This is a genomic window from Pseudomonas sp. BS-2016, assembly GCF_001806145.1.
Taxonomy (GTDB): Bacteria; Pseudomonadota; Gammaproteobacteria; order Pseudomonadales; family Pseudomonadaceae; genus Aquipseudomonas; species Aquipseudomonas lundensis.
The window spans coordinates 43,685-68,100 of record NZ_MLCT01000022.1; the positions used below are offsets into that span (position 1 = coordinate 43,685).

The 24,416-nt window shown below is 60.2% G+C and carries 16 protein-coding genes and 1 pseudogene; 3 read left to right on the forward strand and 14 right to left on the reverse strand.

The window, feature by feature from the left end; all coding sequences use genetic code 11:
- Positions 1–108: 108 nt before the first annotated feature.
- The 11 genes and pseudogenes from hemE to pilM form a co-directional block, all read right to left on the reverse strand.
- A complete protein-coding gene (hemE, locus tag BKD70_RS13300) occupies positions 109–1,176 on the reverse strand; it encodes a uroporphyrinogen decarboxylase (RefSeq protein WP_047272999.1) in 1,068 nt (355 codons plus the stop codon).
- Positions 1,177–1,340: 164 nt separating this feature from the next.
- Positions 1,341–2,759: an FAD-dependent oxidoreductase gene (locus BKD70_RS13305; protein WP_047272998.1), complete on the reverse strand. Its 1,419-nt coding sequence runs from the start codon at positions 2,757–2,759 to the stop codon at positions 1,341–1,343.
- Between the two features lie 33 nt (positions 2,760–2,792).
- Positions 2,793–7,241: a glutamate synthase large subunit gene (gene gltB, locus BKD70_RS13310; RefSeq protein ID WP_047272997.1), complete on the reverse strand. Its 4,449-nt coding sequence runs from the start codon at positions 7,239–7,241 to the stop codon at positions 2,793–2,795.
- 333 nt (positions 7,242–7,574) lie between these two features.
- Positions 7,575–9,170 carry an AAA family ATPase gene (locus BKD70_RS13315; protein ID WP_047272996.1) on the reverse strand — a complete coding sequence of 532 codons (1,596 nt, stop codon included), beginning with the start codon at positions 9,168–9,170 and terminating at the stop codon, positions 7,575–7,577.
- A gap of 10 nt (positions 9,171–9,180) precedes the next feature.
- On the reverse strand, positions 9,181–10,281 hold the full coding sequence (gene aroB / locus BKD70_RS13320) for a 3-dehydroquinate synthase (RefSeq protein ID WP_047272995.1): 1,101 nt from the start codon (positions 10,279–10,281) through the stop codon (positions 9,181–9,183).
- Positions 10,282–10,431: 150 nt separating this feature from the next.
- Positions 10,432–10,950 carry a shikimate kinase AroK gene (gene aroK / locus BKD70_RS13325; protein ID WP_047273052.1) on the reverse strand — a complete coding sequence of 173 codons (519 nt, stop codon included), beginning with the start codon at positions 10,948–10,950 and terminating at the stop codon, positions 10,432–10,434.
- Between the two features lie 4 nt (positions 10,951–10,954).
- A pseudogene (locus tag BKD70_RS13330) lies at positions 10,955–12,205 on the reverse strand (type IV pilus secretin PilQ); the annotation flags it as partial.
- A gap of 147 nt (positions 12,206–12,352) precedes the next feature.
- Complete coding sequence (locus tag BKD70_RS13335; protein ID WP_047272993.1) at positions 12,353–12,880, reverse strand: pilus assembly protein PilP; 528 nt, start codon at positions 12,878–12,880, stop codon at positions 12,353–12,355.
- Positions 12,877–13,497 (reverse strand): type 4a pilus biogenesis protein PilO, encoded by a 621-nt coding sequence (locus BKD70_RS13340; RefSeq protein WP_047272992.1) that lies wholly within the window; start codon positions 13,495–13,497, stop codon positions 12,877–12,879. The genes BKD70_RS13335 and BKD70_RS13340 overlap by 4 nt, the downstream gene beginning before the upstream one ends.
- Positions 13,497–14,063 carry a PilN domain-containing protein gene (locus BKD70_RS13345; protein WP_047272991.1) on the reverse strand — a complete coding sequence of 189 codons (567 nt, stop codon included), beginning with the start codon at positions 14,061–14,063 and terminating at the stop codon, positions 13,497–13,499. Before BKD70_RS13345 ends, BKD70_RS13340 begins: the two co-directional genes overlap by 1 nt.
- Positions 14,063–14,746, reverse strand: a complete 684-nt coding sequence (pilM, locus tag BKD70_RS13350; RefSeq protein ID WP_047272990.1) for a type IV pilus assembly protein PilM — start codon at positions 14,744–14,746, stop codon at positions 14,063–14,065. Before pilM ends, BKD70_RS13345 begins: the two co-directional genes overlap by 1 nt.
- Positions 14,747–14,951: 205 nt before the next feature.
- Here pilM and BKD70_RS13355 point away from each other — a divergent pair, with 205 nt between their 5' ends.
- Positions 14,952–17,375: a penicillin-binding protein 1A gene (locus BKD70_RS13355; RefSeq protein WP_371913995.1), complete on the forward strand. Its 2,424-nt coding sequence runs from the start codon at positions 14,952–14,954 to the stop codon at positions 17,373–17,375.
- 145 nt (positions 17,376–17,520) lie between these two features.
- Here the strand turns inward: BKD70_RS13355 and BKD70_RS13360 are convergent, their stop codons facing one another.
- The 3 genes from BKD70_RS13360 to rpmE all read right to left on the reverse strand — a co-directional run bounded on the left by BKD70_RS13360 (position 17,521) and on the right by rpmE (position 20,031).
- The gene (locus tag BKD70_RS13360; protein WP_047272988.1) at positions 17,521–18,789 is read right to left on the reverse strand and encodes a malic enzyme-like NAD(P)-binding protein; all 1,269 of its coding nucleotides are present in this window, start codon (positions 18,787–18,789) and stop codon (positions 17,521–17,523) included.
- Between the two features lie 181 nt (positions 18,790–18,970).
- Complete coding sequence (locus BKD70_RS13365; protein ID WP_047272987.1) at positions 18,971–19,798, reverse strand: thermonuclease family protein; 828 nt, start codon at positions 19,796–19,798, stop codon at positions 18,971–18,973.
- 5 nt (positions 19,799–19,803) lie between these two features.
- Positions 19,804–20,031 (reverse strand): 50S ribosomal protein L31, encoded by a 228-nt coding sequence (gene rpmE, locus BKD70_RS13370; RefSeq protein WP_047272986.1) that lies wholly within the window; start codon positions 20,029–20,031, stop codon positions 19,804–19,806.
- A 218-nt stretch (positions 20,032–20,249) separates the two neighbouring features.
- Here rpmE and BKD70_RS13375 point away from each other — a divergent pair, with 218 nt between their 5' ends.
- Positions 20,250–22,469 (forward strand): primosomal protein N', encoded by a 2,220-nt coding sequence (locus tag BKD70_RS13375; RefSeq protein WP_047272985.1) that lies wholly within the window; start codon positions 20,250–20,252, stop codon positions 22,467–22,469.
- Positions 22,470–22,678: 209 nt separating this feature from the next.
- The gene (gene argS, locus BKD70_RS13380) at positions 22,679–24,415 is read left to right on the forward strand and encodes an arginine--tRNA ligase (protein ID WP_047272984.1); all 1,737 of its coding nucleotides are present in this window, start codon (positions 22,679–22,681) and stop codon (positions 24,413–24,415) included.
- Position 24,416: the final 1 nt, after the last annotated feature.

Sequence of the window (24,416 nt, forward strand, 5' to 3'; positions counted from 1 at the left end):
AGTTAATGAACGGTTGTTATGGAGTGTTTTTAAAACACGTCTTCACGGGCGCGCCGTACATACAAAAATGCCCGGCATTAGCCGGGCATTGGGTGTAATGCGAAATACTTAAACGTGGTATTGCGCCGAAAACTCGTGCACTGCGCTGATGAAGGCGCCAGCGTGTTCGGGTTTCACTTCTGGGGTGATGCCATGGCCCAGGTTGAACACGTGCCCCGAACCGTTGCCGTAGCTGGCCAGAATGCGCTTGACCTCAGTACGGATCGCTTCCGGGTTGGCGTACAGCACGGTCGGGTCCATGTTGCCCTGCAAGGCGACTTTGTTGCCGACGCGACGGCGGGCTTCGCCCAGGTCGCAGGTCCAGTCCAGACCCAATGCATCCGCGCCTGCATCGGCAATGCTTTCGAGCCACAGGCCGCCGTTTTTGGTGAAGAGGATGACGGGCACTATACGGCCTTCGTGCTCGCGGATCAGGCCGCTGACGATTTTGCGCATGTAGGCCAGGGAGAACTCCTGATAGGCCGCCGAGGACAGGTTGCCGCCCCACGTGTCGAAGATCTGCACCGCTTGCGCACCCGCGAGGATCTGGCCGTTGAGGTACGACGTCACCGACTGCGCCAGCTTGTCGAGCAGCAAGTGCATGGCCTGCGGGGTGTCGTAGAGCATGGCTTTGGTTTTGCGGAAGTCTTTGGACGAACCGCCCTCGACCATGTACGTGGCCAGCGTCCACGGGCTGCCGGAGAAACCGATCAGCGGCACGCGGCCGTTGAGTTCCTTGCGGATGGTGCTGACCGCGTTCATCACATAACCGAGGTCTTTTTGCGGGTCCGGGATCGGCAGGGCTTCGATATCGGCCAGGGTGCTGACCACCTTTTTGAAGCGCGGGCCTTCGCCGGTTTCAAAATACAGACCCTGCCCCATGGCATCAGGGATGGTCAGGATGTCGGAAAACAGGATCGCGGCATCGAGCTGCGGGAAGCGGTCCAGAGGCTGCATGGTGACTTCGCACGCGAACTCGGCGTTCTTGCACAGGCTCATGAAATCACCGGCCTTGGCGCGGCTGGCGCGGTATTCCGGCAAGTAGCGACCGGCCTGACGCATCATCCACACAGGCGTTACGTCAACGGGTTGCTTGAGCAAAGCGCGAAGGAAACGGTCATTCTTGAGATCAGTCATGTCAGCATCCGGAAAAAAAGTGCGGGCATTTTCTCAGAGACGGACACAAAAGGCACGGCAAGAGCCGTGCCTTTTATCTATCGGGGCGATTTGCCGCGGTGGGGGGCAGTTTTTCCCTCACCCCAGCCCTCTCCTACGGGGAGAGGATTAGGGTGAGGGCCGGGTCAGACGCCCAAGTAATCCAGAATCCCTTCCGCCGCCGTACGGCCTTCAAAGATGGCGGTGACGACCAGGTCTGAACCACGCACCATGTCACCACCGGCGAAGATCTTCGGGTGGCTGGTCTGGTGTTTGAACGATGACTGCTCGGGCGCAATGACGCGGCCCTGGCTGTCGGTCCGGATGTCGAACTGCTCAAACCACTGCGCCGGGCTCGGGCGGAACCCGAACGCGATGATCACGGCATCCGCCGGGATGATCTCTTCAGAACCGGGGATCGGCTCGGGGCTGCGACGACCACGGGCATCCGGCTCGCCCAGACGGGTCTCGACCACTTTCACGCCTTCAACCCGACCTTCACCCACAATTGCAATCGGCTGACGGTTGTAGAGGAATTTCACGCCTTCTTCCTTGGCGTTTTTCACCTCTTTGCGCGAACCCGGCATGTTGGCTTCGTCACGACGGTACGCACAGGTCACGGACTTGGCACCCTGGCGGATGGAGGTGCGGTTGCAGTCCATCGCGGTGTCGCCACCCCCCAGCACCACAATTCTTTTGCCTTTCATGTCGACGAAATCGTCCGGCGACTTTTCAAAGCCCAGGTTGCGGTTGACGTTGGCAATCAGAAAGTCCAGCGCGTCGTGTACGCCCGGCAAGTCTTCACCGGCAAAGCCGCCTTTCATGTAGGTGTAGGTGCCCATGCCCATGAAGACCGCGTCGTACTCGTCCAGCAGCTGTTGCATGCTGATGTCTTTGCCGATTTCAGTGTTGAGGCGGAACTCGATGCCCATGCCGGTGAAGACTTCGCGACGGTGGCTGAGCACGGTTTTTTCCAGCTTGAACTCCGGAATACCGAAGGTCAGCAGACCGCCGATTTCCGGGTTTTTGTCGAACACCACCGGGGTCACGCCGCCACGCACCAGCACGTCGGCACACCCCAGGCCCGCAGGCCCGGCACCAATGATGGCGACGCGCTTGCCGGTCGGCACGACCTTGGACATGTCCGGGCGCCAGCCCATGGCAAAGGCGGTGTCGGTGATGTACTTCTCGACCGAACCGATGGTGACGGCGCCAAAGCCGTCATTGAGGGTGCAGGCACCCTCGCACAGGCGGTCTTGCGGGCACACCCGGCCGCACACTTCGGGCAGGGTGTTGGTCTGGTGCGACAGCTCGGCGGCGGCCAGGATGTTGCCCTCGGCCACCAGCTTGAGCCAGTTGGGAATGAAGTTATGCACAGGGCATTTCCATTCACAGTACGGGTTGCCGCAACCCAGGCAGCGGTGGGCCTGCTCGGCCGACTGCTGGGGTTTGAACGGTTCGTAGATTTCCACGAACTCTTTTTTGCGTTGACGTAACAGTTTCTTCTTCGGATCTTTGCGCCCGACATCGATGAACTGGAAGTCGTTACTCAGACGTTCAGCCATGGTTAAAACCTCATCACACTCTTCAGGCGCATATCACTGCGGGTTGGCACGGATGCTGGAAAGCAACGATTTCAAGCTGGCAGCCTTGGGCTTGACCATCCAGAAACGACGCAGGTAATCATCGAGGTTTTCCGAGAGGTTACGGCCCCACTCGCTGTTGGTTTCCTCGACGTATTCGTCCAGCACGTGTTGCAGGTGGTTGCGGTAGGCTTCCATCGCTTCGCCACTGATGCGCTGGATTTCAACCAGTTCGTGGTTCACCCGGTCAACGAAGGTGTTGTCCTGATCCAGCACGTAGGCGAAACCGCCAGTCATGCCCGAACCGAAGTTGTAACCGGTTTTGCCCAGTACGCAGACAAACCCGCCTGTCATGTATTCACAGCAGTGGTCGCCCGTGCCTTCCACAACGGTGTGGGCACCCGAGTTACGCACCGCAAAACGCTCACCCGCCGTACCCGCGGCAAACAACTTGCCGCCTGTGGCGCCGTACAGGCAGGTGTTACCGATAATCGCGCTGTCCTGGGTTTTGTAGACGCTACCGGTCGGCGGCACGATCACCAGCTTGCCGCCGGTCATGCCTTTGCCGACGTAGTCGTTGGCATCCCCTTGCAGGTAGAGGTTCAAACCTCCGGCGTTCCACACACCAAAGCTCTGACCTGCCGTGCCTTTGAAGCGGAACGTGATCGGGGCCTTGGCCATGCCCTGATTGCCGTGGGTGCGGGCGATTTCACCGGAGATCCGCGCGCCGATCGAACGGTCGCAGTTGCAGATGTCGAGGTCGAACTCGGCACCGCTCAGGTCGTTGATCGCCGGGCGCGCCATGTCGAGCATTTTTTCGGCCAGCAGGCCTTTGTCGAATGGCGGGTTGCGCTCCACTTCGCAGAACTGCGGCTTGTCGGCAGGCACGTTGTCGCTGCCCAGCAACGGGGTCAGGTCGAGGTGATGCTGCTTGGCGGTTTCGCCCGGCAGGATCTCCAGCAAATCGGTGCGTCCGATCAGCTGTTCAAGGCTGCGTACACCGAGCTTGGCCAGCCACTCGCGGGTTTCTTCGGCCACGTAGGTGAAGAAGTTGACCACCATGTCGACGGTGCCGATGTAGTGATTTTTACGCAGTGATTCGTTCTGCGTTGCCACACCGGTGGCGCAGTTGTTCAAGTGGCAGATCCGCAGGTATTTGCAGCCCAGGGCGATCATCGGCGCGGTGCCGAAGCCGAAGCTTTCCGCCCCAAGGATCGCGGCCTTGATCACGTCGAGGCCGGTTTTCAGCCCGCCGTCGGTCTGCACCCGCACCTTGCCGCGCAGGTCGTTGCCTCGCAGGGTTTGGTGGGTTTCAGCCAACCCCAGTTCCCACGGAGCGCCCGCGTATTTGATGGAGGTGAGCGGCGAAGCGCCGGTGCCGCCGTCATAACCGGAAATGGTGATCAGGTCGGCATAGGCCTTGGCCACGCCAGCGGCGATGGTGCCGACGCCGGCTTCGGCCACCAGCTTCACCGAGACCAGGGCCTTCGGGTTGACTTGCTTGAGGTCGAAAATCAGCTGCGACAAGTCTTCAATCGAGTAGATGTCATGGTGCGGCGGCGGCGAAATCAGGGTCACGCCCGGTACGGCATAGCGCAGCTTGGCGATCAGGCCATTGACCTTGCCACCCGGAAGTTGCCCGCCCTCACCCGGCTTGGCGCCCTGGGCCACCTTGATTTGCAGCACTTCAGCGTTGACCAGGTATTCCGGGGTCACGCCAAAACGGCCGGTGGCCACTTGTTTGATTTTCGAGCTTTTGATCGTGCCGTAACGCGCCGGGTCTTCGCCGCCCTCACCGGAGTTGGAGCGTGCGCCCAACCGGTTCATGGCTTCGGCCAGCGCTTCGTGCGCTTCGGGCGACAACGCGCCAAGCGAGATACCGGCCGAGTCGAACCGCTTGAGGATTGACTCCAGCGGTTCGATCTCTTCGATGGCCAGCGGCGTGTCGAGGGTTTTGACCTGCAACAGGTCACGGATCATCGACACCGGGCGCTTGTCGACCAGTGACGTGTATTCCTTGAATTTGTTGTAGTCGCCCTGTTGCACGGCGGCTTGCAGGGTGGCGACCACGTCCGGGTTGTAGGCGTGGTATTCGCCGCCATGCACGTATTTGAGCAGGCCGCCTTGCTGGATCGGCTTGCGCGCACTCCAGGCTTCGGCCGCCAGCAGTTTTTGCTCGGCTTCAAGGTCGACAAACCGCGCGCCCTTGAGGCGGCTCGGCACGCCACGGAAGCTCAGGTCGCAGATTTCTTCGGACAGGCCGATGGCTTCGAACAGCTGCGCACCGCGGTACGACGCGATGGTCGAAATGCCCATCTTCGACAGGATTTTGAGCAGGCCTTTGGTGATGCCTTTGCGGTAGTTCTTGAACACCTCGTAAAGGTCGCCCAGCACTTCGCCTGTGCGGATCAGGTCGCCCAGCACTTCGTAGGCCAAAAACGGGTACACCGCCGACGCACCAAAGCCGATCAGCACTGCGAAGTGATGCGGGTCACGGGCAGTCGCGGTTTCGACCAGGATGTTGCTGTCACACCGCAAACCTTTTTCGGTCAGGCGGTGGTGAACGGCGCCGACCGCCAGCGAAGCGTGAACCGGCAACTTGCCGGGCGCGATATGGCGGTCGCTGAGCACAATTTGTGTACGGCCCGCACGGGCCGCTTCTTCGGCCTGATCCGCGATGTTACGCACGGCCGCTTCGAGTCCCAGGCGCTCGTCGTAGTTGAGGTCGATGATCTGACGCTCGAAGCCCGGCAGGTTGAGGTTCATCAACGAACGCCATTTGGCAGGCGAGATGACCGGCGAGCTGAGGATCACGCGCGAAGCGTGTTCAGGGGATTCCTGGAAAATATTGCGCTCTGCACCCAGGCAGATTTCCAGCGACATGACGATGGCTTCACGCAGCGGGTCAATCGGCGGGTTAGTCACCTGCGCAAATTGCTGGCGGAAGTAGTCGTACGGCGTGCGCACGCGCTGGGACAGTACGGCCATGGGCGTGTCATCGCCCATGGAGCCGACCGCTTCGTAGCCCTGCTCGCCCAATGGGCGCAGCACCTGATCGCGCTCTTCGAACGTGACCTGATACATCTTCATGTACTGCTTGAGCTGATCGACGTCGTAAAACGCCGAACCGTGGTCGTGGTCATCGATGGTGGCCTGAATGCGCAGCGCATTCTTGCGCAGCCATTGCTTATACGGATGGCGCGACTTCAGGCGGTTGTCGATGGCGTCGGTGTCCAGCACCTGACCGGTTTCGGTGTCGACCGCCAGAATCTGGCCCGGCCCTACGCGGCCTTTGGCAATCACGTCTTCGGGCTGGTAGTTCCACACGCCGATTTCCGAGGCGATGGTGATGTAGCCGTTGGTGGTCGTGACCCAGCGCGCCGGGCGCAGGCCGTTGCGGTCGAGCAGGCAAACGGCATAGCGGCCATCTGTCATGACGACACCTGCCGGGCCGTCCCACGGCTCCATGTGCATGGAGTTGTACTCATAAAACGCCCGCAGGTCGGGGTCCATGGTTTCAACGTTTTGCCAGGCCGGTGGAATCAGCATGCGCACGCCACGGAACAGGTCGATGCCGCCGGTGACCATCAACTCCAGCATGTTGTCCATGCTTGAGGAGTCGGAACCCACGCGGTTAACCAGCGGGCCGAGTTCGTCCAGATCGCCGATCAGGTCGTTGGCGAACTTGGTGCGACGGGCCAGTGCCCAGTTGCGGTTGCCGGTGATGGTGTTGATCTCGCCGTTGTGGGCGAGGAAGCGGAATGGCTGGGCCAGCGGCCATTTCGGCAAGGTGTTGGTGGAAAAACGCTGGTGGAACACGCAGATCGCGGTTTGCAGGCGCTCGTCGCTGAGGTCCGGATAGAAGGCGGTGAGGTCCGCCGGCATCATCAGGCCTTTGTAAATGATGGTCTTGTGGGAAAAGCTGCAGATGTAGTGGTCGGTGTCGGCGGCGTTGGCCACTGACGAACGACGACGTGCGCTGAACAGTTTGATCGCCATGTCCTGATCGCTCAGGCCTTCACCGGCAATGAACACTTGCTCGATCTGCGGCAAACGCTCCAGCGCCAGACGACCCAGTACACGGGTGTCAATCGGCACCTTGCGCCAGCCCACCAGTTGCAGGCCCGCCGCGAGGATTTCGCGGTTCATGTTATTGCGGGCCGCTTCGGCCTTGATCGGGTCCTGGTTGAAAAACACCATGCCGACCGCGTATTGCTTGGGTAATTGGCTGCCGAAGTGTTGCTGGGCGATTGCACGCAAGAACACATCGGGCTTTTGAATCAGCAGGCCACAACCGTCGCCGGTCTTGCCGTCTGCGTTGATCCCACCGCGGTGGGTCATGCAGGTCAGTGCCTCAATGGCTGTTTGTAGAAGGGTATGACTGGGTTCGCCCTGCATGTGGGCAATCAGGCCGAAACCACAGTTATCCTTGAATTCGTCGGGGTGGTACAGACCTGCTTTCATAGACACTTTCTCACCAGGCTGCCCCAAAAAGGGGCAAATTTCTTTTTAATTCAACCACTTGCTTCCCGCGCTGAACGTACGCCAGCTTGGCAGGGGCAAAAGGGTGGTCATTCTACACACCGCCAGAAACGCCCACAAATTAAGCGGCTTTTAACCGTAAATTCGTGTCGCATTTGTGAAAGGTTTAAAGAGATTACTTGTGCTAGTCAAAACATTTTTGATGTTGACTGCCACAAGGCGCAGACACCACGAGGCACACGGCTTAAAAGCCGCATGCTCAAGCAGGCATGTTTAGGTGTGAAGCGCGGCGACCTGGGTAAGGTCGCCGGAGCATCAGCGAGCTGCTGCCAGTTCTTGTTGGACGCTGGCGACAGTGCGAGGCCAAGGTTTACCAGCCTGAATCTTCGCTGGCAAGTTCTTGATGGCGGCGGTGGCCGCGGCGTGGCTTGGGAAATTGCCGTAGGTCACGACATACAACGGTTTGCCGTTAAGCATTTTTTTGAAGTAGCGGGACTCGCCGCCCACTTCTTTCACGACATTTTGCGCAGAGGCTTCAGAGCTGGTGCCCACGATCTGCACCACGTAGTTGCCCGCAGGCTGGCTGGTGTACCAGCTGCTGCCCGGCGCGGCCTTGGCCAGGGTGACAGGTTTCTCGGCCGGTTTGGCAGCCGGTTTGACCGCAGGCGCGGGCGCAGGCTTGGCCGCCGGTGCAGGCGTTGGCACAGGCTTGGCTGCCGCCACTGGTGCTTGCTGCACCGGACGTGGCGCCGGAGCAGGTGCCGGGACTGGCTCAGCCCCCGCAGGCACGCCCACAGGCGGTGCTGTGGTGGTCACGGTAGGAGGCACATCGGCACCCCCGTCAACCGCTGGCACGCCACCGTCATCACCTTCAGAAATACCCCCGGCCGCTTCGGCCAGCGGGCCGCGCATGACCGGCTGCGACTGACCCACCAGGGGCAGCGGCATGGGTTGTGAGGAACCGGCGAAATCCACCGACGGGTTGGCACCGCCATTGGGCGCGGCTTGCCCCAGCGGCAACTGTGCCTGTTCAGCATTAGGGGTGGTCGGCGTTTTGCCGCGGCCCGGAATCAGAATGGCAGCGGCGACGGCCACTACCACTACGGCACCAATGGCCAATACGTGTTTTTTCGGCATGTTGAACCCCATACTTGGACGCTTGACCGCAGTGCGGCTGGCAATCATGGCTTCGATCATTGCATCGCGGGCAACCTGGTTGATGTTCCCAGGCCAGCCGTCGGAGCTCTCGTGAATATCTGAGATCTGTTGTGCGCTCAAGAGTTCGATTCCGGCCCCGGCACCTTCAAGACGCTGTGCCAGGTATTCGCGGGTCTCTTCTTCGCTGTAGGGCTGCAATTCGATGACGTGGAAGCGCTCTTCGTCCGCGCTGAGCTGCTCAAGCCCGGCGATCATTGAAGGCTCGCCAAACAGGAACACATGCGGACGGCCTTCCGGCGTCCCGGCCGCCAGCGCCAGCAGGGCTTCGAGGGCCGAGTCGTCAAGCTGCTCGGCGTCATCGATCAGCAGATAGACTTCCTGGCCGGTCAGGGCCAGTTGTACCACTTGCGCCAAGATCGATCCGATGTCGGCATGGGCGACGTTCAGGGTTTGCGCAATCTGACGCAGCACACCGGCTGCATCACCGGCGCCACGCGCCGAAACCACAACACTTTGCACCGACTGTTTGTTGGTGCTGGCGACCAACGCCTGACGCAACAACGTCTTGCCGCTGCCTTCAGGCCCGGTCACCACCAGCAACAACTGGCTGTAACGGGCTAGGTGGTGCAACTGCCCCAGCACCGGCTTGCGCTGGGCCGGGAAGAACTTGAACCCCGGCACCCGTGGAGCAAAGGGGTCGTGGTTGAGTTGAAAGTGACCGAGAAACGCCTCGTCGGCATGCAAACTAGTCATCGGGATCTTATTAACCTTTGAGCTGAGCCAGCGCGCGGTAATCCGCACCCAGCGTGGCCTGTAGAACCTCTTGTGGATAATCGTCGGTCACTGTGGCTTCGCCCATGCGGCGCAACAGCACCAGGCGCAAGCGGCCGTCGATCACTTTTTTATCAATTGCCATGTGTTCCATGAAATCGGCAGGCGTCATCTCGTCAGGCGGCACCACCGGCAGACCCGCACGCTGGAACAGGCGAATACCGCGGTCACGTTCGGCCTCGGTGATCCAACCCAGTCGCGCTGACATCTCCAGCGCCATCACTGTGCCCGCCGCCACCGCTTCGCCGTGCAACCACACCCCGTAGCCCATATGGGTTTCGATGGCATGGCCAAAGGTGTGGCCCAGGTTGAGCGTGGCGCGCACGCCCGATTCACGCTCATCGGCGCCCACCACGGCGGCCTTGGCCGCGCAGGAACGCTCAATGGCCGTGGTCAGCGCGGTCTGATCCAGCGCGCGCAAGGCGTCAACGTGTTCTTCCAGCCAGGTCAGGAAAGGCTCGTCGCAAATCAGGCCGTACTTGATCACTTCCGCCAGCCCTGCCGACAGCTCGCGGGCTGGCAAGGTGTTCAGGCTGGTGGTGTCGATGAGCACCAGATTGGGCTGGTAAAACGCACCCACCATGTTTTTACCCAACGGGTGGTTGATGCCGGTTTTGCCACCCACCGACGAATCCACTTGCGACAGCAGCGTTGTCGGCACCTGGATGAAGTCCACCCCGCGCTGGTAACACGATGCGGCAAAGCCGGCCATGTCGCCGATCACGCCGCCGCCCAGTGCAATCACCGTGGTACGGCGATCATGGCGCGCCGTAAGCAAACCATTGAAAATCAGTTGCAGGGTTTCCCAGTTTTTGAAGGATTCACCGTCGGGAAGGATGATCGGCAGCACCGAATACGCCGCCAGGCTGCGGGTCAGACGTTCTAGGTAGAGAGGCGCCACGGTTTCGTTGGTCACAATCGCCACTTGGCGCCCGGCGATGTGCGGGGCCAGCAATTCAGGCTGATCCAACAACCCCTCGCCAATGTGAATCGGGTAGCTGCGCTCGCCTAGATCAACCTTCAGTGTCTGCATGAATCCCCGCATTGAAAAAGGACGACGGGCGCCCTGTCTCGCAATTATCAAGTGTTGGCCACGCCGGTGGGGCGCGCAGCCCAGTCGCTTTAGGCCCTACCGCTGTGCGGGCAAGGCCGGCGCCGAGGATAGCGCATTTTGTACCAAGCTTTAACGGGGAGGAAGCTGGGCCAGACGCTCAAGAATGTCCAAAACCACCATCCGCGGCGGCCGTTCATCGGTTTCGACGATGACGTCGGCGATTTCACGGTAAAGCGGATCACGAATGGCCAGCAAATCACGCAGGATTTTTTCGGGGTTCGCATTGCGCAGCAGGGGGCGATTACGATCGCGCGAGGTGCGCGCAACCTGCTGCTCAATGGAAGCGTGCAGGTAGACCACACGCCCGCCTGCATGCAGATACTCGCGATTGACCGGGCGCATCACGGCACCGCCCCCGGTGGCGAGCACAATGCCATCTTCGTTACACAACGCTTTGATCATGGCCGTCTCACGATCACGAAACCCGGCCTCGCCTTCTTTATCGAAGATCCACGGGATATTCGTGCCGGTGCGCAGTTCGATTTCCTTGTCGGAATCTTTGAACGGCAGCCGCAGCTCCTTGGCCAGCAAACGTCCAATGGTGCTTTTACCTGCGCCCATCGGCCCAACAAGAATCAAATTTCGCACAGAATCAATGACTCGCAGCAATCGCCAGGTCGTTCATGATACGCGGAGTCAAGAACACCAGCAGCTCGGATTTTTTTTCGAGGACCAGGTCCCGACGGAAAAGTCGGCCAACATACGGCAGATCGCCCAAAAATGGCACTTTATCTACCACCTTGCTTTGCGTATTTGAGAACACGCCCCCAATCACAATGGTTTCTCCGTCCTTGACCAGCACCTTGCCCCGGACTTCATTTTTCTTGATGGGCGGCACGTTGTTGACCATGTTCATGTAGTCCGGCTCGTCCTTTGTCACCACCACCTGCATGAGAATGCTGTTGTCCGGGGTAATCTGCGGGGTCACTTCCAGCGACAGCGAGGCCTCTTTGAACGACACGGACGTGGCCCCGCTGGAGGTGGATTCCTGATACGGAATTTCAGTGCCCTTCAGGATTTTGGCGGTTTCCTTGTCGGAAGTGACCACCTTGGGCTGCGAGATGATTTCACCATTGCCCGTTTTTTCCATCGCGCTCAGTTCAAGGTCGAGCAACACATTGTTGGTGATGAAGGCGATGCCCAATCCTGACGTGTGATTGGCAACCCCCAGATCTACGAAAGGCGCGCTGACCTGCGCCGCCCCTTCTGCTGCCGGCCCGCTGATCCCGCCCGCTTTCCAATTGCCAAGATTGCGAAGCTCACCGCCCCAACGCACCCCCAGCTTCTTTTCGAAATCCACGCCCGCCTCAACGATGCGCGCTTCAATCATCACCTGGCGCATGGGCACATCGAGCTGCGCCACAATGCGTCGAAGCTCACCGAGGCGTTCGGCCGTCTGGAACGCGATGATGTGGTTAGTGCGCTCATCCACCGTGATCGAGCCTTGGTCTTCCCTACCCGCCGCATTGCCCGTGGCAGACTGAAACAGTTTGGCAATGTCCGCAGCCTTGGCGTGATTGACCTGCACCACGTCTCGGCGCAAGGGCGCAAGGTCGGCCATGAGATTGCGTGCTTCCAGTGCTTGACGCGCTTGAGCGGCGATTTCATCCGCAGGCGCGATCAACAGCACGTTGCCCTCCCAGCGTTTATCGAGGCCTTTGCTCTTGAGCACCAGGTCCAGCGCCTGATCCCAGGGCACATCTTGCAGGTTGAGCGTGACATTGCCTTCCACGCTATCGCTGACCACCAGGTTGAACCGGGTGAAGTCCGCCAGAATCTGTAGCACGGTGCGCACTTCAATGTCCTGAAAGTTGAGCGACAGCACGTCACCTTCATAGGTGTGCGCATTGCCAGGCGCAGGCTGCTCGACCCGGGAGGTCGACGCATCGGGAAGTATCAAAGGCGCAGTGGCGACTGCTGCCTGTGAATTCAGCGCACTCCATAGCGCCAGTCCACAGACCGGGAAAATCCTTTTCATGGTTTGTTTCCGTTAAGACTGCTGTTTCAAAGGAAGGGTCAGGGTTCTTTGCAGCCAACCACCCCGACCATCAGAAATCACTTCAAACACTTCAACGTAGTGCGGGCTGAGGGCCACAATGCGGCCGTTCTGGCGACCCAGATAGTCGCCGGGTTGCAAGCGGTGTACCACACCGCTGGCGCGCAACAGGACGCTGTCTTCGTACTGATCTGACAGCGTGCCGACCATCTCGAACTGCTCAAGGTCAATGCTTTCCAGCCTGCTTTTGCTGCGCTCGCCCTCAGCGCTGTGGTCCGTATCACTGACCTGCCAGCGGGGCCCTTCATCCCCGGGCTGACCTTGAAAAGGGCTGCGCAACGCAGTGGCGTCATAAGCAAACGCAGGGTGCTGCACACGGGTCGGCATCGAGGGCGCGGGCACGCCGGTTGCCCCACGAAGCACCTGCAACTCCTGCTCAAGGGACTCAATACCCGGCGGATTGTCGCAACCCGCCAACAGGGCCAGCGCACCGGCCAGCACACATCGATACTTCACACTCACGGGATCAATCCTTGATCGTTGGCGCGATAGGTTTTAGCCAGTAACGTCATGCGCAACGGGCCGTTGGCCGCCGGTGTGGCCGCCGTCAGGGTGAAATCATGCAGCGTGACAATGCGTGGCAAACCCGCAATACCACTGAGAAAAACCCCAAGGTCGTGATACCCGCCCACGACCCTCAATTGCAGAGGGAGCTCGCTGTAAGCGGGTTGCAGTGTTTCAGGCAACCACTGGATCTGCTCGATGATCAGGCCGCTGTTTTGGGCAAGCCGGGACACTTCATCCAGCAGCCCCGGCACCTGGGACTGGCGCGGTAGTTGCCGCATCACCTCGTCGAAGGCCGTTTGTAATGCTTGAAGGTGCTGGTGGTGATCAACCAGTGATGCTGCCTCTTGGGCACGGTTTGCCAGTTGGGCTTTGAGTACGGGCTCGGCGCTGCGTTGCTCATGAAGCCGGGCCAGCCCGGGCTGCAACCAGAGCGCATAACCCGCCAGCACCAGCAACGCCACAAACCCGGTCGCGACACCTGCTTTACGCTTGCCTGACCACGTCCCGGCCTGTTTGAGATTCAACTCATGCAGGTCAACCGTACGCAGGCTCTCCAGCCAGTGCGCGACCATCAGAACTGCCCGCCATCATGGCCGTTTTGCGATTGCAGCACGGTCATGTGAAATAACCGGGCGGGGCTGGCGTCCTGACCGTCTTCGGCGCGCACTTCAATCAACGTGGGGGCTTCAAGCCAATGGGAGGCGTCGAGATTGCGCATCAACTCGGCGACCCGTGCAGTGGACTGCGCCACCCCTGTGATCGCAATGGTGCGCTCGGCCATCTTCACGTCAGTGAAGTACACACCTTCCGGCAAACTGCGCGCCAGTTGATCAAGCACGATGCTGCTGCCCGAACGATTGCCTTGCAGGGTCTCGATGGTTTGCATGCGCTCCAGCAATTGCTCGCGACGTACTTTCAACTGATCGATCTGCTGCGCACGCCCATCCAACTGGACCATGGCGCTCCTGATCAGGTCATTACGCGCCAACTGCCGCTCCACGGCGCGGTCCACAAAATGATCCAGCACAAACAAACCCGCAGCCGTGACTACCAGCAACGCCACCAGCATGCCTATATACCTTTTGCGGCGCTTTTCGCGCAGCCACTCACGCCATGGCAACAAATTGATTCGCGCCATCAATCGAACCCCCTCAAGGCCAGACCACAGGCTGTCAACAGCTGCGCAGCATCGCAGAAGAGTGCTTCGGGCGCGAGGCGGGGATGGATTTTCACCCCGGCAAACGGGTTGTCCGGCTGATAACCGGGCACGCCACTCAACCAGTGCAGGCCCCGGGCATGGGCGTGATCGCGCACATCAATGACCTTCGCCTGCAAGCCAGCCTGCACCAGAACCGATTGATGCCACTCAAGCGCTTGCTGGCGGCACACCACCAGCAATACGTTCGTGCGGTACGGGTCATCGGCGCAAGGCCCCAACACGTCGAAATCCAGCGCGGCTTCATCGAGGTTGTATGGGACGTAGTGTTCCGCTTCAAGGCGCACGTGCAGTTCAAGGTCCTGCTCGTTCAGGCCGGTTTCAACTTGAATGGTTTTACACATCACCAGTGTGTCTGGCATCGACATCGCGGCACTGCGGGCCTGGATGCCTGCCTTGCTCAGCGCAACGGACAACACGTGGGCGACACTTTTTGCCGTGTCGCCGGTCAGATCGTGCAACGCCATGGTCGGCAAGGGCTCAATGGCATAGGCTTGCAGCTCAAAGCCGCTGCGCGACTGGCTTAATTCGACCACATTGATCGCGTGTTGGCCGACCTCGACACCCGCGTAACGCTGAGGTTTTTGTGTGAACAATCCGGGCACTGCTGTTTTCCCTAATGCAATCCGTGACTTACGGAGGGTGAAAAATGAGATCCGTTCATAACCCGACCCGACATGAGGCCCATGACGCCCATGACCGAAAAATGCTTATAATGCCGGGCGTTTTTTCCCGCATTGTCGACCCGTCGCGCCTGCGCACTGCCCTGACGTGCAACCCACTTCTTAATCTGGAAATCCAAAAGCCTTGATTCGTCTGCTGAAGTTTTTCGGGTGGTCATTCGTTGCTGTGATCTGCGGGCTCGTGCTCGGGTTGAGTGGCGCGTTTCTCTATCTTAGTCCTGGCTTGCCGTCCGTAGAGTCGTTGAGAAGCATCCAGTTGCAGATTCCTTTGCGGGTCTACACCAGCGACGGAAAGTTAATCGCAGAGTTTGGCGAAATGCGCCGCTCTCCGATCAAGTTCGCCGACATTCCCCCCAACTTCATCAATGCATTGCTGTCGGCCGAAGATGACAACTTCGCCAATCATTACGGGGTCGACCCCAGCAGCCTGATGCGTGCCGCGACCCAGTTGGTAAAAAGCGGACACATACAATCGGGTGGCAGCACCATCACGATGCAGGTGGCGAAGAACTATTTCCTATCCAGTGAGCGGAGCTTTTCCCGCAAAACCAACGAAATTCTGTTGGCACTGCAAATCGAACGCGAGCTGACCAAGGACGAAATCCTTGAGCTGTACGTGAACAAGATTTACCTGGGCAACCGCGCCTACGGCATCGAATCGGCCGCCCAGGTGTATTACGGCAAATCGATCCGCGACTTGAGCCTGGCGCAAATGGCGATGATCGCTGGCCTGCCCAAAGCCCCCTCGCGCTTCAACCCGCTGGCCAACCCGGTACGCAGTAAAGAACGTCGCGACTGGATTCTGGGCCGCATGTACAAGCTGGGCAAAATCGATCAGGCCAGCTACGAAGCAGCGATTGCCGAACCGGTCAACGCCAGTTATCACGTGCCGACACCGGAAGTGAACGCCCCTTACATTGCTGAAATGGCCCGTGCCGAAATGGTCGGTCGTTATGGCAGCGAGGCCTACACCGAAGGCTATCGCGTCACCACCACGGTGCCGAGTGACCTGCAGGAACTGGCCAACAAGTCCGTCGAAGACGGGCTGATCACCTACGACCAGCGCCACGGCTATCGCGGCCCTGAGTCGCGCTTGCCCGGCAAGACGCTGGCGGTCTGGAAGCAAGAGCTGGCCAAGCAGCGCCCGATTAGCGGCCTTGAGCCAGCCATCGTGACTGAGGTCGACAAAGATGGCTTGCATGTCCTGACCCGCACGGGTGAAGGCCGCGTGAGCTGGGACAGCATGAAGTGGGCGCGACGCTTCCTGAACACCAACAGCATGGGCCCGATGCCCAAACAGCCAGCCGACGTGGCGCAGGTGGGCGATCTGATTCGCGTCCAGCCGCAAGCCGACGGCAGTTTCAAGTTCAGCCAGGTGCCGACCGTACAAGGCGCGCTGGTTTCACTTGACCCGAACAATGGGGCCATCCGCGCCTTGGTGGGCGGGTTCGCGTTTGAGCAGAGCAACTACAACCGTGCAATGCAGGCCAAGCGCCAGCCAGGTTCGAGTTTCAAGCCTTTCATTTATAGCGCAGCACTGGATAACGGCTACACCGCCGCCACGCTGGTGAACGATGCGCCGATCGTGTTTGTTGACGACTACCAGGACAAAGTCTGGCGGCCGAAAAACGACAACAACACCTTCCTCGGCCCTATCCGCGTGCGTGAAGCGCTGTACAAGTCGCGCAACCTGGTGTCGATCCGCCTGCTGCAAAGCCTGGGCGTCGACAAGACCGTCGACTACATCAGCAAATTCGGCTTCAGCAAACAGGACTTGCCGCGCAACCTGTCGCTGGCACTGGGGACCGCGACCTTGACGCCCATGGAGATCGCCATGGGCTGGAGCACCTTTGCCAACGGCGGTTATAAAATCACGCCGTACCTGATCGACAAGGTTGAAAGCCGTAACGGCGAGACCCTGTTCGTGGCCAACCCGCCGAGCGTGCCTAAAGAGGCCCGCAAAGACGTGCCGCCCGAAGCCGAAGCGCTGACCATCGACACCCTCAATGCCGCGCCGGGCTTGCCGACCACTGAAACCCAGGCCGTGGCCGAGCGCATCGTAGACGGGCGCACCACGTACATCCTGACCAGCATGCTGCAAGACGTGATCAAGCTCGGCACTGGCCGCCGCGCCTTGTCGCTGGGGCGTACCGATCTGGCCGGTAAAACCGGTACGACCAACGAATCGAAGGATGCGTGGTTCTCGGGCTATAACGCCGATTACGTGACCACGGTGTGGACCGGCTTCGACCAGCCCGAAAGCCTCGGTCGTCGCGAATACGGCGGCACGGTGGCGCTACCGATCTGGATCAACTACATGGGCGGCGCATTGAAGGACAAGCCGCCTCACACCCAGCCCGAGCCCGAAGGGATTCTCAGCCTGCGGGTTGACCCGATCAGCGGCCGCGTGGCGTCGCCGGGCACACCGGGCGCGTACTTCGAGCTGTTTAAAAGCGAAGACACGCCGCCGTCCAACAGCGAGTTGGGCAATGGTGTTGCACCGGGCAGCCCGCTGCCCGCAGAGGATGGCGCCCCGATCGACTTGTTCTGACGGCATCACCCTTCGCCAGAGGCCGCGCCCTTCGGGTCGGCCTCTCATGCTGACAAACCGCCCGCCTGGGCCATGCCCTTTCTCGCAGAACCAAAAAAGCCCCGACACTCGCGTGCCGGGGCTTTTTGTTTAGCGCTGTCGAACCTTAGCCGTTGAACACGTCATCCACGCTTTTGAGCGGGTAGTTCTTCGGATACGGCAGGGTGGCAACGCCGGTCTCGATGGCGGCTTTGGCCACAGCATCGGAGATCACGGTGATCAGGCGAGCGTCCATTGGTTTAGGAATGATGTACTCACGACCGAATTCCAGCTTGATGCCGCCGTAGGCGTCACACACGTCCTGTGGCACTGGCAGTTTGGCCAGTTCGCGCAGGGCGTTGGCCGCAGCGATCTTCATCTCTTCGTTGATGCGCTTGGCGCGAACGTCCAGTGCCCCACGGAAGATGAACGGGAAACCCAACACGTTGTTGACCTGGTTCGGGTAGTCCGAACGGCCGGTGGCCATGATCACGTCGTCACGGGTGGCGTGCGCCAGTTCCGGGGCGATTTCCGGATCCGGGTTCGAGCAGGCGAACACGATCGGGTTGGCCGCCATGGACTTCAGGCCTTCAGCGCTCAGCAGGTTAGGACCCGACAGGCCGACAAACACGTCAGCGCCTTCCAGGGCATCGGCCAGGGAACGCTTCTCGGTGGCGTGGGCAAACACTGCCTTGTACTGATTCAGGTCATCACGGCCGGAGTGAATCACACCGGTGCGGTCAACCATGAAGATGTTTTCGATGGTTGCACCCATGCTCACCAGCAATTTCATGCAGGAGATGGCGGCTGCACCAGCGCCCAGGCAGACGATTTTGGCGTCAGACAGGGTTTTACCGGCGATTTCCAGGGCGTTGATCATGCCGGCTGCGGTCACGATCGCGGTGCCGTGCTGGTCATCGTGGAATACCGGGATGTCGCACTGCTCGATCAGCGCACGTTCGATCTCAAAGCACTCAGGGGCCTTGATGTCTTCGAGATTGATACCGCCGAAGGTGATGGAAATGCGTTTAACGGTATCGATGAAAGCCTGTGGGCTCTCGGAATCGACTTCGATATCGAACACATCGATACCGGCGAAGCGCTTGAACAGGACGCCCTTGCCTTCCATCACAGGTTTGGAAGCCAACGGACCCAGGTTACCCAGGCCCAGAATGGCGGTACCGTCAGAAATAACGGCAACCAGGTTGCCCTTGCCGGTGTACTTGTAGGCCAGCTCGGGATCGCGGGCGATTTCGCGCACTGGTTCGGCTACACCCGGGCTGTAGGCCAACGCGAGATCGCGGGCAGTTGCGGTGGGCTTGGTGAGCTCGACACTCAGTTTCCCTGGACGGGGCTGGGCATGATATTCGAGAGCGGCGGTTTTCAAATCAGACATGTGGGCATTCCGCTTTTTTGCTGTTGGACAGACGGATCGCCGAGCATACGCGTGTCGCAAAGTCCCGACAAGACTGGCCGGTCAGCAGTGTCAAGGGCTTTACCCTACGACTTTGGGCCAAGAGCCGCAGCCCGTAAGGGCTGGAGTGTTCACAATCCACATTTAAAATTGTCTACAATTTTTAGCGAGAAACGACTTTCAGCATCCCCGGATGCGTCAAAGGCAACATCCAGCGTGCCTGCCCCGCTTTCAAACCGCCCCGGCGCGAGCGATCAAGTACCCAGCCACGCGCCTCAAGCTGCGCCCCTTGTAAACCGGATAAGGTTTTTGGGTCGAAACTGGCCAGATGATTGGGTGCAATGTGCAGCACCAATCCCCCTTCCAGGTCGATCCAGAGCCCACCGCGATTGCGTTGCACCTTGCTCACCGTTCCGCTCACCAGCAAGAAGCCCGAGCGACTGATTTGCGACGGCGCCAGCACCGGTGAATGCCGCCACAGCCCCGCCCCCGCCGAACGTGCGCGCTGTTCAGCCGTTTGTTGGCAAGCCTGCAGCTCTACGTTGGGCGCAATCGCCACCTGATACGCCAAGCCGTCGGCCAGCAATTGCGCTTCGAAATTGCTGCCATCTGCGCCGAATACGTGGGCAAGCGTGCGACCGAAGCGATCCTTGGGTTGCTTGCTCGCCAACAACCCGACCCGCCCGTCGCTGCGCGCCACCAGGGCCTGCAAACGCTTGCGGGCCGCATCCGCATAGGGCTCGGCGCTTTGCCCCTTTTTACCGGTCTCCGGCGCATTAAGGCCGATCATGCGCACACTGCGTCCGTCTTTGAGCCGCAAGGTGTCGCCATCGACCACGCGCTCGACCTGAGCGGGCGTGACCGCACGCGGCGCCGGGCACAACACCTCGGCCTGAACCGAAGAAAGCCAAATCGCGGGCACAAAAAAGGCGCCCGCAAGGGACGCCTTTTTCAATAACCCGGTCAGACCCAAGAGCCTGTCCAGAGTCATACGCCTTACTCGGCGGCTTTTTTGGTAGTACCGAAAGCACCGAAACGAGTTTTGAAACGATCAACACGACCGCCAACGTCCAGAGTTTTCTGCTTACCGGTGTAGAACGGGTGGCACTCGTTGCATACGTCAGTGTTCAGTGGCTTGCACAGGTTCGAACGGGTTTCGAACTTGTTGCCGCAGCTGCAAGTTACTTCGATCACTTCGTACGCTGGATGGATATCGGCTTTCATGGGTATTCCTCAGGCTAGCGTGCCGCCACTCAACACCATTGTTGAATACCGCACGTAAATTTAGGGCGCCGATAATACCAGACCTTTGCATTGACGCAAGCGGCCAAGCATGCTCCTTCTAAAATCATTGCGCTTTAAAGGGCCTGCCTTTTAGTCCCCAAGTACGTTGTCTGCTAGTCTGCGGGCCATCTTTGCCGTTCATCACTTGAGAGCCTCGCGTGCCCGACGCCATTTTGCGCCTTGCCCTGCCTTCCCCTTTGCGCCGCTTGTTTGATTACCGGGCGCCTGCGGGCGTGCGCCGCGATCAGTTGCAGCCGGGCATGCGCTTGCGGGTGCCGTTCGGTCGACGCGAGATGATTGGCATATTGGTTGAAGTGGTCGATCACAGCGATGTGCCCGCCGATAAGCTCAAGCCCGCGATTGCGCTGCTCGACACCACCGCGCCCCTGCCCCCTTCGTTGTTCAAACTGTGCCTGTGGACGTCGCAGTACTACCAGCACAGCCTGGGCGACACCCTGAGCTGGGCATTGCCGGTACTGTTGCGTCAGGGCGAATTGGCCGAAGCGCGTCAGGAGCGCTTTTGGCAGGTGGCCCCCGGTGCTCGCCTGGACGACCCGCGCATCGCCCGCGCACCCCGTCAGCGGGAGGCACTGGCGACCTTGGCGCAGCACCCCCATGGCGTTGCGCACGCGCTGTTGAGCAAGCTGATGCTGAGCAAGGACAGCCTGGACCTGTTGCTGGCCAAAGAGCTGGTCACCGTGGAAATCCGCCGTCATGCGCCAAGCCAGCGCCACGAACACTGGCTGGCGCAGCCCGAACTGCCGCTCAACAGCGAGCAACGGGCCGCGTATGAGGCCATCCACGCCGGGCTCGGCAGTTTTCATGCGTTTTTGCTGGCCGGGGTAACGGGCAGCGGCAAGACCGAAGTGTATTTGCAACTGATCCGCGAGACCCTGGAAGCCGGCAAGCAGGCGCTGGTGCTGATCCCGGAGATCAACCTCGGCCCGCAAACCCTGGCCCGCTTCGAGCAACGCTTCAATGCGCGCATCGCGCTGGTGCATTCGGCGGTCAATGACCGTGAGCGCCTTGAAAGCTGGCTGGCCGCGCGAGATGGCGAAGCCGACATTATTATTGGCACCCGCTCGGCACTGTTCACTCCGATGAAAAACCCGGGGCTGATCATCATCGACGAAGAACACGACGGCTCTTATAAACAGCAGGAAGGCTTGCGTTACCACGCCCGCGACCTGGCACTGGTGCGCGCACGGCAGGAAAACATCCCGATCGTGCTCGGATCTGCCACCCCGTCGCTCGAAAGTCTGCATAACGCCTACACCGGCCGTTATGGGTTGCTGCGCCTCAATGAACGCGCGGGGGGAGCCAAACAACCGCGCTTCCTGCGACTTGATGTAAAAAGCCGTCCGCTGGACAGCGGTATTTCCGGCCCGATGCAACAAGCCATTGGGCAGACGCTGGCAGCAGGCCAGCAAGTGCTGGTGTTCCTCAATCGCCGGGGTTTTGCCCCCACACTGCTGTGCCACGATTGCGGCTGGATGTCGGAATGCCAGCGTTGCGACGCACGCATGACGGTTCACCAGCGTTCGGGCGAGTTGCGGTGCCACCATTGCGGCTATGTCGAACGCGTCCCGCGCAACTGCCCGCAATGCGGCAAGGTTGACTTACGCCCCGTCGGCGCGGGCACCGAGCGCGCCGAAGAGCGGCTGGGTATTCTGTTCCCGGATTACCCGGTGCTGCGCGTCGACCGGGACAGCACCTCGCGCAAAGACGCGATGAACCAACTGTTTGCCACCATCCAGAAAGGCAAACCGTGCATTTTGATCGGCACGCAAATGCTCGCCAAAGGCCACCACTTCCCGCGGGTCACGCTGGTGTCAATCCTGGACGCCGATGGCGGTTTGTTTTCCGGCGACTTCCGCGCCAGTGAGCGCATGGCGCAGTTGATTGTGCAGGTGGCCGGACGCGCCGGGCGCGCCGAGGAGCCGGGCAAGGTGATTATCCAGACCCACCTGGCCGACCACCCGTTGCTGATCCAGCTGACGGAGCAAGGCTACTTCGCCTTTGCCGAGCAAGCGCTCAGTGAACGCCGCACGGCCGGGTTGCCACCGTTCGCGCACCTGGCCTTGTTGCGGGCCGAAGCGCATAAACCGGGGCAGGCCGAAGGGTTTCTGGATCAAGCGTGCAGCGAGGCAGAGCGCCTGCTGGGTGAGCTGAACCTGACCGGTGTCGAACTGCTCGGCCCGGTGCCCGCGCCAATGGAACGCCGGGCCGGGCGCTACCGCGCGCAATTGCTGTTGCAGGCCAACGCCCGCGCGCCGTTGCACCGGTTGCTGAATCAATGGCTGCTGGTGCTCGAACAAATGCCCGCCGGGCGACAAGTGCGCTGGTCGCTGGACGTTGATCCGGTTGACCTCTATTGACCGCACAGTCGTTGATCGAGAGCAACTGCGCCCCTATCTATATAGGCACCCTTAAAGGTGTGAATGGATCCCGGATCACACAGGGATCGTCACCACAGATCCATTACCCGACTGCCAAGGTTGGCAAGGCCGACCCGGCAACGGATAATGCCCAGTTTTTCCACCTGCGCACTGAAGCGCTACCGCGCTTGCGGTCGAAAGAGAAGACCATGAAAGACACCATTCGCCAGCTTATTCAACAAGCCCTTGCTCAACTCGTCACAGAAGGTGTGTTGCCTGAAGGCCTGACGCCAGCGATTCAGGTGGAAAACGCCCGTGACAAAACCCACGGTGACTTCGCCAGCAACATCGCCATGATGCTGGCCAAGCCTGCTGGCATGAAGCCGCGCGACCTGGCTGAAAAAATCATCGCTGCCCTGCCGGCCGATGAGCAGATCAGCAAGACTGAAATCGCCGGCCCCGGCTTCCTGAACTTCTTCCAGAACACCCAGGCGCTGGCATCGCGTCTCGACGCCGCGCTGGCCGACGAGAAAATCGGCGTGCGCAAGGCCACCCCGGCCATGCGCACGGTCATCGACATGTCCGCCCCCAACCTGGCCAAAGAGATGCACGTCGGCCACCTGCGCTCGACCATCATTGGTGACGGCGTGGCGCGCGTGCTGGAATTCCTTGGCGATGAAGTGATCCGTCAGAACCACGTGGGCGACTGGGGCACCCAGTTCGGCATGCTGATGGCTTATCTGGAAGAAAACCCGATCACCAGCGACGAGCTGTCTGACCTCGAAAACTTCTACCGTGCCGCCAAACAGCGTTTCGACGAGTCGCCGGAGTTCGCCGACCGTGCCCGTAGCCTGGTGGTCAAGCTGCAAGCCGGCGACCCGGACTGCCTGGCGCTGTGGTCCAAGTTCAAGGACATCTCGCTGTCGCACTGTCAGAAGATCTACGAACTGCTGAACGTGAAACTGACCATGGCCGACGTGATGGGTGAAAGCGCCTACAACGACGACCTGATCAACGTGGTCAACGACCTCAAGGCCAAAGGCATGCTGGTCGAGAGCAACGGCGCACAATGCGTGTTCCTCGACGAGTTCAAAAACGCGGAAGGCGAGCCGCTGCCGGTGATCATCGTCAAGGCCGACGGCGGTTACCTGTACGCCACCACTGACCTGGCGGCCATCCGCTACCGCAGTGGCGTTCTGAAAGCCGACCGCGCGCTGTACTTTGTCGACCAGCGTCAGGCCCTGCACTTCCAGCAAGTGTTTGCCGTGGCGCGCAAGGCTGGTTTCGTGACGCACCCGATGGACATGGAACACATGGGCTTCGGCACCATGAACGGCGCTGACGGCCGCCCCTTCAAAACCCGCGACGGTGGCACGGTAAAACTGATCGACCTGCTCAACGAAGCCAAAGAGCGCGCCTACACGCTGGTTAAAGAGAAAAACCCGGAGCTGCCGGAAGAAGAACTGCGTGCCATCGCCAAAGTGGTCGGCATCGATGCGGTCAAATACGCCGACTTGTCCAAGCACCGTGCCAGCGACTACAGCTTCAACTTCGATCTGATGTTGAACTTCGAAGGCAATACCGCGCCTTACTTGCTGTACGCGTACACCCGTGTGGCGGGCGTGTTCCGCAAGCTGGGCAAAAACTTCAACGAAGTTGAAGGTCATATCGTGCTGCAAGCACCACAAGAGCTGGAGCTGGCCGCCAAGCTGGCGCAGTTCGGCGAAGTGCTGAACAACGTGGCCGAGAAAGGCACGCCGCACATTCTGTGTACCTATCTGTACGAAGTGGCAGGCCTGTTCTCCAGCTTCTATGAGAACTGCCCGATCCTGAACGCAGAAGACGAAACACAAAAGCAAAGCCGCCTGCGCCTGGCTGCCCTGGCGGGCCGTACCCTCAAGCAAGGTCTGGAATTGCTGGGCCTGGAAACTCTGGAGCGCATGTAAG